The sequence below is a fragment of the Mycobacterium sp. genome (assembly GCF_052145595.1).
GTDB lineage: Bacteria > Actinomycetota > Actinomycetes > Mycobacteriales > Mycobacteriaceae > Mycobacterium.
The window spans coordinates 1-8,250 of sequence record NZ_JBKQOI010000206.1 but is presented as its reverse complement, the minus strand read 5'-3'; the positions used below and the strand labels follow the sequence as shown (position 1 = coordinate 8,250).

Genomic DNA, 8,250 nt, shown 5'->3' with positions numbered 1-8,250 from the left:
GCACCAGCACCACCACGGTCACCGAGCACCGCGCATCGGTACTGCCCGCCGCGCAGTTACTGCCCGCCGCCGCCGACGTCACCGTCTGCGCGAGGACCTTATCGCCGGTATCGGGATTGTTCACCGTGACCGAGAACGTGACCGTCGCGGTCCCCCCGACGGCGAGGTTCCCGCTCCAGGTCAGGTTCGGGCTGGTGAAGCCGGCCGTGCCGGCCGTCGCGGCCGCGTTGCCGTTGTAGCTGGCGTCATCCAGCAGGCCCGACAGCGAATCGCTGAACGCCGCACCGGTATAGGCGGTCTGCCCCGAATTAGTCACCGTGATCGTGTAACCCACCACCGACCCGGGCGTAGCGGTGCCCGTATTTACTGACACCGCGATCGTCAGGCCCGGGATCAGCACCGTCACCGTGCTGGCGCACCGCGGATCAGTGCTGCCGCTCGCGCAGTTGCTGCCCGCCGTCGCCGAGGTGACCGTGCTGGCCAGGGTCTTGTTCCCGGCGTCGGGGCTGCTCACCGTCACCGAGAACGTGATCGTCGCGCTCGCGCCCGCAGCCAGGTTCCCGGTCCAGGTCAGGTTCGGGCTGGCATACGAGACGCTGCCAGCCGTCGCGGCCGCATCACCGTTGTAGCCGGCGTCATCCAGCACATCGGCCAGCGGATCGGTCAACGCCGCCCCGGTGAACGCCACCGCGCCCGAGTTGGTGACGGTGATCGTATAGCCGACCGTGCTGCCCGGCGTCGCGCTCGTAGTACTGGGCGTCACGCTGATCGTCAGCACCGCCACCGGGACGCTGACCGCGCAACGGGAGTCACCGCTGCCCGCCGCGCAGTTGCTCCCCGCCGTCGCCGAGGTGACCGTGCTGGCCAGCATCTTGTTCCCCGTGTCGGGGCTGCTCACCGTGACCGAGAACGTGATCGTCGCGCTCGCGCCCGGGGCCAGGGTCCCCGTCCAGGTCAGGTTCGGGCTGCTAAAGCCGACGGTGCCGGCCGTCGCGGCCGCGTTGTTGTTGTAGCTGGCGTCATCGAGCACATCGGCCAGCGGATCGGTAAACGTCGCCCCGGTATCGGTGCCCGAGCCGGTGTTGGTCACCGTGACGGTGAAATGCACCGTGCCGCCCGGCACCGCGGGCGACGGGCTCGCGGTCGCCGCGATCACCAGCGGGCCGGACGCGATGACCAGCGTCACCGCCTCGGTGGCGGTCACCGCGAAGGCGTCGCTCACCTGGACCGTGAACGCGAAGCTGCCCGCGGCCGCCGGCGTGCCGGACAGCACCCCCGTCGAGGCATTCAGCGTCAGACCCGACGGCAGGCCGCCGCCCGGCACCGACCAGGCGAACGGCCCGGTCCCGCCCGTGACGGTCAGGGTGTCGCTGTAAGCCACGCTGGCCTGACCGGCCGGCGGCGCGGGGAAAGCCAGCGACGGACGCGCCGCCACCACGATGACCGCCGCCTTGGTCACGCTCTGGCCAACGGCATCGGTCACCTTGACCGTGAAGCTGGACGTCCCCGCCGTCGTCGCCGTCCCGGCCAGCACCCCGGTCGACGCATTCAGCGTGATCCCCGCGGGCAGGCTCCCCGCGCTCACCGACCAGGTGTTGGGACCGGTCCCGCCGGTGGCGGTCAGCGTATCGCTGTAGCCGATACCGACATCGGTGTTCGGCGGGGCGGTAAAGCTCAGGGCCAGGCCGGCGGAGACGACCAGCGTGATCGAGGCGGTGGCAATGCCGTTGTTCGCGTCGACCACGTTGACCGTGAACGGGTAGCTGCCCGCGGTGGTAGGGGTCCCGGCCAGCACCCCCGCCGAACTGAGGGACAGGCCAGGCGGCAGCGCCCCCGCGTTCACCGACCAGGTATACGGTGTGGTACCGCCGGTGGCGGTCAGCGTGTCACTGTAGGCACCGCCGACATCGGCAGCCGGCGGGGCCGACAACGTCGCCGACACCCCCGCCGACACCGTGATACTGGTGGCCTGAGTGGCACTCTGGCCGTTAGCGTCGCTCACCTTGACCGTGAAGGCGAAGGTACCCGTCACCGTCGGAGTGCCGCTCAGCGTCCCACTCGCGTTCAGGCTAATGCCAGAAGGCAGGCTCCCGCTGCTCACCGACCAGGTAAACGGGCTGGTCCCGCCAGACTCGGTCAGAGTGTCGCCATAAACCGTATGAGTCCAGCCCGAAGGCGGAGCCGGGAAACTCAGCGACGGCCCAGGGATGACGGTCAGAGTCACCGCTTCGGTATTGCTCTGGCCGCTGCTGTCGGCGACCTTCACCGTGAAGGAGTAAGTGCCGGCGGTGGTCGGGGTCCCCGACAGCAGCCCAGTCGATGCATTCAGGGTCACCCCGGGGGGCAGGCTCCCGGCGCTCACCGACCAGGTGAACGGGCTGGTCCCGCCGGTCACAGTGAGCTGGTCGCTATACGGCACGCCGGCCTCGCCGCTTGGCGGCGCGGGGAACAGCAGAGCCGGGCCCGAGTTGTAGGTGTAGGCGGTACTGGCGGAAGTGCCCAGCGTGACGACCTCGACCGTCACCGCCCTGCGACGTGCCCAGGCATGGCAGAGATGTCGAGGGTGGTGCTGTTGGTGACGGTGAAACAGCCAGGTCCCGAAGAAGCGCACAGTACCAGCGTGGTCGGTGTGCCTGCGGTGAACTGGACGGCCGTGCCGATCTCGATGGCGGTCGCACCGTTCAGGCCGGTGCCAGTGATCTTGACGTCGTTGCCCCCGCCGGCGGCGAAGTTCGTCGGGCTGATGGCGGTAACGGTCGGCGCGGTGGGCACGGTGCCGGCCGGAGCGCTCGACGACGTCGCCGGGCTGGCGTCGCTGCTGGACGCCACCGCGCTGGTACTGGACTGGACCACCGCCGGGGTGACGCTGCTGGAGGTCACGACCCCGTTCACCGTAATCGTGCCGCTGGTGAAGGGGCTGGTGCTGTTGGTGCACGAGATGGACTGCCCCAATGGCGCCGCGCATACCCATCCCGTACCGGAGGCGCCGACCGGCAGGACGCCGGCCGGCAACGTCTCGGTCACCGTCACCGGCTGGTTCTCCGCCGCGCCCGACGAACTGGCCGCGACACTGTACGTGACCGGGCTGCCGGGCGCGAGGGTCGCCGCCGCGTAACTAGTCTGGGCGACCGCGAGCTGCGGGACGGGGTTCAGCGTGGTCACCACCGCGTTGTCGATCTCGTGGTAGTCGGTCACCGAGCCGGTCGACCCCACCCAGCCGAACGCCAGCTGCTTGGGGTACCCGCTCGCGTTGACCCAGCTCGCCGGGTAAAGCCCGGACGGGACCGTCGGCAGGGCCCCGGTCACATCCCGGGCGGTCCCGCCCACCGGGGTGAAGTGGACGTCGTAGTCGCCGCCCGGCACGACCAGCCCGGACGGTGTCGTCACCGGCACCGCGCTCGGGTTGTAGACCACCTCGACCGGTACCACCGATCCGGCGCGGGTGGTGGCCCGCAGGGTCAGCTTGGGTGACGTCGCCGTGGCCGCGCTGCTTGCCAGCGCGCAGTACCCGGTATTGCCGTTACCGGGGCCGCGCACGACGACCTGGCCGGGCATCTGCCCGGCGATGTTGGGCGGGTCGTTGCAGCCCAGCCCCTCATAGTGGTTGCTGAAGTTGCCGTAGACGTCGAAACCGACGCCCAGGTAGCCATAACTCAGGCCGGGCGCATTAGAACTCGGGGCCGAGTAGCCGAGCGCCCCGCCGGATTGCCCGATGGCCGCGGGGGTGACCGGATTGGCGGGATTGACGGCGGCCAGCACGAAGGCCATCCCGTCCGCACCCTGGGTGCCCCCGTACTGGTAGGTGTTGAAGGCCACGTCCAGGCCCTGCGAGGTGGGGATGCTGGTGCTGGCGAAGACCCCACCCTCCTGACTTGTGGTGTTCGAGGTGAACCGGAGCTTGCCGGAACCCTGCAGGTCTGTGACGGTCGCGCAGCTGGCCAGCGGGTTGGCGGTGGCGTTGCCCGCGGCGGTCAGGCACGCGGTGTTGCCGCTCGCGGCCGGTGCCGTGGGGAGGGACACCGATCCCGCCGTGCCGTCCAGGGTGTTGTCGTGGAACGTCTGATTGAAGAGGACGGTGCCGGCCGCGAGCGCTTTCGGGGCGTGCACCGCTACCCCGGCGCTGACCATGCTCATCGGCAGGGCGACCGCCGCAGCGCGCGACACTACTCGCCGCACCCGCCGGGAGAAGGGCATTCGCCGCCTCGTGTTCAGGGTTGCCAGCCTGGCGCAGCGGGGCGCAGCGGCGTTCCGTTCGCACGTCCGGCCGGCCGATCGTGGTGGCGGAGCCCGCGATGGGCGCCGGCACCGCCGCCTGCCCGGTAACCGCGGTGGCCATCACCGTCCGTAAGCGTGAAAGCCGGAAAAGTCATAACACCCCCGATCACCGCGCCAGCCACACCCCCAGAACGGCACCACGCTAACATAACAATAAGTAGAACGTCATTTACTTTCTGTGACAGGGAATGCCGCATGTCCGCACGTATCAGGAATCAGGTCACCTGAATAGTGACCTCCCCGTAACGCCGCTGGCCCGGGTGACGTTCAATGATGACGTCGATACCCTGGCCGGTGATCTGGAGACCGAAAAGTCAGTCGCCGACCGTCGCCAATCACCTGGTCTTCGAGGCCGATGGCCGCGTCGTGCGGGGAGAAGCGCGGCGGATCCTCGCTAACCCGGCTCTTCTGCCGACAGTTAACCGGGTCGGCTACGAGCAAATGCTGAATGACTTTATTGTGGTGGCCAACCTGCTTCAGCCGGGCCCCAATTACGGGACAACGGCGCAAGATGACGCCGCCTGGGCTGTGGCCCTGAACGCATCAAACATCAACGTTTCCTGATCCAGGAACACGGCGGCCGGGACACTCAGGTGCCGAGCAGTTCGGCGCCGAAGAGGTCCTCGGAGGTCAGCAATAGAGAGCCTCCTCGCGTGTCCGTCATCAGTACCAGATCCGTCCCGCTCTGGCTCGTGGCGCGTCCGATCACGGAACGGGGCAACGCCAGTCTCGCCCGACGGTGTTACCCGGGGCGGGGAGCTGATGCCGGGCTTGGGCGCCGTCGGGCCGCCGCGGCATTGACGGCCGTAATGACGGACTGACCGTCCGGGCCGGTCCAGGCGTCCGCTCCGAGCCGGAGGGCGTGGTCGGCGCCGTTGATGGCCGCGCCGCCGATGAGCACCGGCACCGTGCTGCCCGAACGCCGGAGGGTCTGGACGATGGACTGGACAGCACTGTCGCAGCCTGGCGCGGTCACCCCGATGACGACGGCAACCAGCCGGGCCGCGTCCTGGGCGGTCTCCGCGAAGGAACTGTCCGGTGTGTTAGCGCCGAGGTCGATGACCTCGAACCCTTCCCCGCGGAGCAGATCGGCGACGATGGCGCCGGGCAGGCTGTGCTGGTCCCCGGCGGGGGCACCGATGATCACCATGCCGCGCTTCCGGCCCCGGCGCGCGAACTGGGGGCCCAGCCGCCCGATTAGCCGCAGTGCCACTGCCGAGGCACGGTGCTCTTCTGCGACGGTTACCGTCCCGGCCGCCCAGCCGGCACCCACACCGCGCAGCACGGGCGCCAGCAGGTCGAGGTAAACCCCAGCTGGGTCCATCCCTGAGGCCAGGGCGTCATCGATGACGCGCCAGGCGCCGGCTTCGTCACCGGCGGTCATCCGGGCGGTGAGGATAGCCGTGCGATCTGCCTTCGCGCGGCGGCCACCGGGCCGGGCATGGTCCTGCTGCTGCATCCGGTCCAGGTCGCGTGGATCGACAAACCACTGGGCGCCGTCGCGCCGGGCGGGAAGCCGGCCAGTGCGCACGTACCGGTACGCGGTCATGTAGTGGACGCCAAGGCGGCTGGCTGCTTGCTGCAGGCTGATTGGTTCTGCCAAGGGCGCCGCCGTCCGAGTAGTCCGCGACGTCATCGCAGAGTTGCCTAGGAAATCGCCAGGGCTGGCGTCGGCGCCGATCCTATGCCGCGGGCGAGATTGTCCGCCACCGCCAGCGCATTCAGATCGTGCAGGGCTTTAACTGCGGTGGACCAGACGTCGCGACGGACCGGGCGGTTATCCGTGCCATCCCGCACATTGTCAATGAACGCAGCGAGCTTGAACGCCAGCCATCCCTTGTGCCCACGGTAGCTGAGCCGGGGGTGCGCCCTGGTCGGCGCCACGAGCGAGGCTTCATGGTAGGACCTGATCAGATTGAGGATCTCATGGCTGCCGAGCGCGTCGGCCAGCGCGCTCATGAGAGCTTGCTCGGCCTTGACGTAGCTGGCGGTGGCGGCCCGGACGGCCTGGGACAGCTCGTGAGTCGGGCATCCCGCGACCCGGACATCGCCGGTGAGGTGGCGGTCCAGCCAGTGCAGCGCCGTTGACAGTTCGCGACCGTAGCGCCGCAGCTCTTCGGCCCGGGCGGCGCCGTCATCCAGCCTGGCCTCGGCGATCGGCAGCACCACGCGTTCCAGAGCGGCCAGGTGCACGGCGCGCCGCCCGATCTGCGCGATATCAGTTCCGGGGCCAGTGCCGGTCACCCCGGCCAGCTGGGCGGCGGCATCGGGAACGGCATCCGGGACGCTATCGGGAACGGCGGGCAGGTCGGTGCGAGGCGCTGTAGCTACCATGGTTACTCCTTTAGTGCTAATTTCGTAATTAGCACTAAAGCTACATTGCTGCGGCTCCCCTGTCAAAGGCCCGGGCTCTGCAGCCCCCCGGCGGCCCCGACGGCGCGCCGGCGCCGCGTCTACGGCAGGCGGCATAACGCTGCTTTAGCCGAAGCTGTGTCGATCGGCCGGGCTGTCGTTCGTGTAGGAGATGGAGGAGCCGGCCTGCGGCCGGCGCAGCCCGGCGAAGGGAGGAGACACCAATGTCCGAGCCGAAGGTTCTGCTGACTGGCCTGGGAATACCCGAGTCGCCTCGGTGGCACGAGGGCCGGCTGTGGTTCTGCAACTGGATCGACCGGCAGGTCGTCGCCGTCGGCCTCGACGGTAAACCGGAGGTGGCCGCCGCAATCGGTGCGCGGCGAACATTCCAACCATGGCTTCCGGAGCGAAAGTGCTGGTAGAGGCCTTTCTCCTGGCCCCCGGGCATTTGGAGCCAGGCAGCTGAAACCGGCACAGATCGGACAGCACGGACACGAGAACGGGCCGCCAGACTCGTGAGCCGGGCGGCCCGTATGTCGTTCCAGCATTCGGCCGGCTGGTGCCTCCGGCCGGGACGGCGGATCCGGCGCCTCAGCGCCGGGCGGGGCGGTCCACGTTACCCCGGATCGTGTTGTTGCGGCCGTTGTTCACGACCGTACGGCCGCTGTTGCGCAGGTACCGGCCGAACCGATCGAGGCCGATGTAGTTGTTGATCACCGAGTTTCGGCGGGTGCCGCTGCTCAGGGCCACGCCTACGCCGGTGTTCCCGCTGATCAGGTTGGCCGGTGTGAGTGTTGCCTGGCCGATGACGTTACCGTAGGCGTCACCCCCGATCAGGACGCCGCCCTCCTTGTTGCCCAGCGCGTTGACGCCAAGGATCTGCGTTCCGATGTAACTGCGGAAGACGCGGTTGTCATAAGCCCGTCCTGCGATCACCACCCCGTACCCCCCGTTTCCCGAGAACGTGTTCTGCGGGATCACCGAGACCCGCGTGCCGCCGATGATGTTGCCGTGAGCGGTACCGTTAATCAGCAGGCCGTCGCCGCCGTTGGGCAGCGCGGCGCCGCCGTTGGTAGTCAGGCCGACGATATTGGGATCAACTGTCACCCCCGAGGCGTTCCCGGCGAGCTCGATTCCGTTCCCCGTGTTGCCGGAGAACACATTCGTCCGGACCAGGTTGTTGCCCCCGGTAGAGGTGATAAGCAGCCCGTTCAGGCCGTTGGGAGCTGCTCCCTTGAATGCCAGCAGCCCGCCGAATGTGTTGAACGTGACGAACCCGCTAGACTTCCCGAGCACTGCTATGCCGTTCAGGCCGTTTCCGGCGGACACGTTGCCCAGCGGGATGACCCCGCCCACCTGAGTGTCCACCGAGGTCCCATCGACCAGGATGCCGTCCAGCCCGTTTTTCACGATCGCCGTGTTGTTGGCGCCGACGCCGAAGAAGTTGCCCTGGACCGTCACGTTGTCCGAATTGGTGACGCGCAACCCGTTCCGGTCATTGCCGCTTACGACGTTGTAATAGACGAACGGGTCATTGACGAACTTGCAGCCCACCAGCGAGTTGCCGGGCGCCCCGTCTATCCACACGCCGTTACCGGCGTTGCCAAGGGCGCTGTCCCCGCT

The 8,250-nt window shown here is 68.5% G+C and carries 6 protein-coding genes and 1 pseudogene; 2 read left to right on the top strand and 5 right to left on the bottom strand.

Translation table 11 applies throughout. The features are described 5' to 3' along the window. The coding region (locus tag ACLP4W_RS18855; protein WP_442388503.1) for a beta strand repeat-containing protein at nucleotides 1-2,524 on the bottom strand (2,524 nt) is incomplete at its 3' end. Continuing rightward, nucleotides 2,521-4,194 (bottom strand): hypothetical protein, encoded by a 1,674-nt coding sequence (locus tag ACLP4W_RS18850; protein WP_442388501.1) that lies wholly within the window; start codon nucleotides 4,192-4,194, stop codon nucleotides 2,521-2,523. The genes ACLP4W_RS18850 and ACLP4W_RS18855, both read right to left, overlap by 4 nt. A gap of 354 nt (nucleotides 4,195-4,548) precedes the next feature. On the opposite strand from ACLP4W_RS18850, the gene ACLP4W_RS18845 reads away from it, so the two are divergent. After that, entirely contained in the window at nucleotides 4,549-4,839 is a 291-nt protein-coding gene (locus tag ACLP4W_RS18845; protein WP_442388499.1) for a hypothetical protein, read from the top strand. A gap of 178 nt (nucleotides 4,840-5,017) precedes the next feature. Here the strand turns inward: ACLP4W_RS18845 and ACLP4W_RS18840 are convergent, their stop codons facing one another. Both ACLP4W_RS18840 and ACLP4W_RS18835 read right to left on the bottom strand, forming a co-directional pair. Then, nucleotides 5,018-5,878, bottom strand: a complete 861-nt coding sequence (locus ACLP4W_RS18840) for a B12-binding domain-containing protein (protein WP_442388497.1) — start codon at nucleotides 5,876-5,878, stop codon at nucleotides 5,018-5,020. A gap of 44 nt (nucleotides 5,879-5,922) precedes the next feature. Then, on the bottom strand, nucleotides 5,923-6,609 hold the full coding sequence (locus ACLP4W_RS18835) for a hypothetical protein (RefSeq protein ID WP_442388495.1): 687 nt from the start codon (nucleotides 6,607-6,609) through the stop codon (nucleotides 5,923-5,925). Nucleotides 6,610-6,851: 242 nt separating this feature from the next. Here ACLP4W_RS18835 and ACLP4W_RS18830 point away from each other — a divergent pair, with 242 nt between their 5' ends. Further along, on the top strand, nucleotides 6,852-7,049 hold the full coding sequence (locus ACLP4W_RS18830) for a hypothetical protein (RefSeq protein WP_442388494.1): 198 nt from the start codon (nucleotides 6,852-6,854) through the stop codon (nucleotides 7,047-7,049). A 169-nt stretch (nucleotides 7,050-7,218) separates the two neighbouring features. Here ACLP4W_RS18830 and ACLP4W_RS18825 read toward each other — a convergent pair. After that, nucleotides 7,219-8,250, bottom strand: a pseudogene (locus ACLP4W_RS18825) (hypothetical protein); the annotation flags it as partial.

Excerpts from the sequence above, each read along its gene's own strand:
- ACLP4W_RS18850 (WP_442388501.1), bottom strand. The coding sequence starts at position 4,194 with ATGCCCTTCTCCCGGCGGGTGCGGCGAGTAGTGTCGCGCGCTGCGGCG.
- ACLP4W_RS18845 (WP_442388499.1), top strand. The coding sequence starts at position 4,549 with ATGACGTCGATACCCTGGCCGGTGATCTGGAGACCGAAAAGTCAGTCG.
- ACLP4W_RS18835 (WP_442388495.1), bottom strand. The coding sequence starts at position 6,609 with ATGGTAGCTACAGCGCCTCGCACCGACCTGCCCGCCGTTCCCGATAGC.
- ACLP4W_RS18830 (WP_442388494.1), top strand. The coding sequence starts at position 6,852 with ATGTCCGAGCCGAAGGTTCTGCTGACTGGCCTGGGAATACCCGAGTCG.